A 1738-nucleotide genomic window follows, 5' to 3' on the forward strand; every position below is an offset into this window, starting at 1 on the left:
ATTCTCACCGACGATAGCGTGGACTTCTCCGGCATGGACAGTGAAATCCACGCCGGAAAGTACAACATTTCCGTCAAACGCCTTTGTCAGCGCTACAGCTTCAAGAAGGATTTTGCCCATTCAGATTGTCCTGCACTATGCGTGAGCGAGCATCACAATTTGTATGGCCAGAATTTATATCCCGGCCAGGACTGTCTCGCGTTACTTGCACGGATCAAGCGTGGGCTCAAAGTTGCCCCAGCCACGACCGATCCATTCATCGGCATTGTCGGCCACCACTGTCGGAGAATCCGGCAACTGAAGGCGCTTGCCGGGCATATCGTAATCTTGCGTGCCGGGTATTTCCTTCCCCATCAATTTGTAAAGTGCGGCCCGCAGACCGACATCCGCTATAAACGGGGTATAGTTTCCATCAGCGCTGAAGGTTCCGGCTTTGACGGATTTGAATCCGGCATTGGAACCGTCAAATGTGTAATGCCGGATGTGATCGCCACAACGCTTTGCCCGTGCAATCGCAAGCTGCGCGCCCCAAGACGATTCTTCCGCGTGGGAGAAGACAGCGTTGATATYCGAATGCGCCGTCAGGAAATCCTCCATGAGGGGTACCGCCGGTTCGCGTATCCATTGGCCATCGCCAACAGCCAGGACCTTGATATTCGGATACTTGGCCAGGACATTCTTCATGCCTTGATCACGATCCACAGCTGGAGAAGATCCCTTGAGGCCGGTAATGACAACGATATTGCCCTTCCCGCCAAGATCCTTAGCCATGTGCTCAGCGACTTGTTCCGCCATGGTGACATTACTTTGGCCGATAAACAGCGTTTTTTCCGTTGGCACATCGCGGTCCATGACGATAAGCGGTATGCCGGCGCTTTGGACGGCTCTCGCCGCCGGGACAAGGGCAGCCGATTCTACGGGGCTAAGCAGAACGGCATTGACACCGCGGGCCAATAGATCGCGGACATCGTTGCTCTGCTTGGCGACATCGACGTTGCCGTCGAGTATAACAAGCTTGACGTTAGGGTGACGGCAGGCTTCAGCCTGGAGCGACTCCAGCATCGAGACACGCCAGGGATGGTTGAATGCAGTCTGCGAGAAGCCAATGGTAATATCTTTGGTATCTCCACCAATAGCAATCGGACCTTCGTCAAGCGGCAGAACCGATGTGAATGGAAGCTGTTTGTAATCCGCCAAGAGCTGCGTACAGGTCTTCTGCGAGATAGGCTGGGCGTCCTCTGCATATGCGGAAGATGCCGGAGGCAGAATGGCGATTAATAAAATGGTGAGTAAACGTTTCAACATGCTTTGGTTCCCCTTTGCCTTGATGGCGATACATTGATGAACGGTAGTCCTGGAAAGCTTGATACGCTCCTTTTCTTTAGTGGATCGGAGTAGGCTCCTTATCGTTTGGCGAGCCAATTCGTGATGTTGAGCCAGAGTCTGGGATAACCTTCCCACGCAACAAATTCCGGCGGACCCCAGTGAGGGCCACAGTCGGATGAAAAGATGGCGCTTCGTCCGGCTCCKGGTTCACGCACTGCGATGAAGGGCTGGTTACCAAAACGTGCCACAAGATGAGCGTCAGGATGCAAGGTAGATTTATTGAATCCTAGAAAATGCGGCCATTGGGTCAGACCTGCAACCGTAGGATGTGCCGCATCGACGATCTCGGGCCGGATACCCTGCGGCTGTTCACTCCTGTCATCAGAGGCCTGAAGCGAAACAGGCAGAATCC

2 protein-coding genes are annotated in these 1738 nt (G+C 53.8%); both read right to left on the reverse strand.

Annotation, left to right across the window (positions count from 1 at the left end; translation table 11 throughout):
* Positions 1 to 201: 201 nt before the first annotated feature.
* Positions 202 to 1305 (reverse strand): substrate-binding domain-containing protein, encoded by a 1104-nt coding sequence (locus ACXJ5O_RS25920; RefSeq protein ID WP_457302414.1) that lies wholly within the window; start codon positions 1303 to 1305, stop codon positions 202 to 204.
* Positions 1306 to 1403: 98 nt separating this feature from the next.
* Positions 1404 to 1738, reverse strand: a 335-nt coding sequence (locus ACXJ5O_RS25925) for a glutamine amidotransferase (protein WP_457302415.1), incomplete at its 5' end; no start/stop codon positions are given.

This window comes from Phyllobacterium sp. P5_D12, assembly GCF_054049495.1.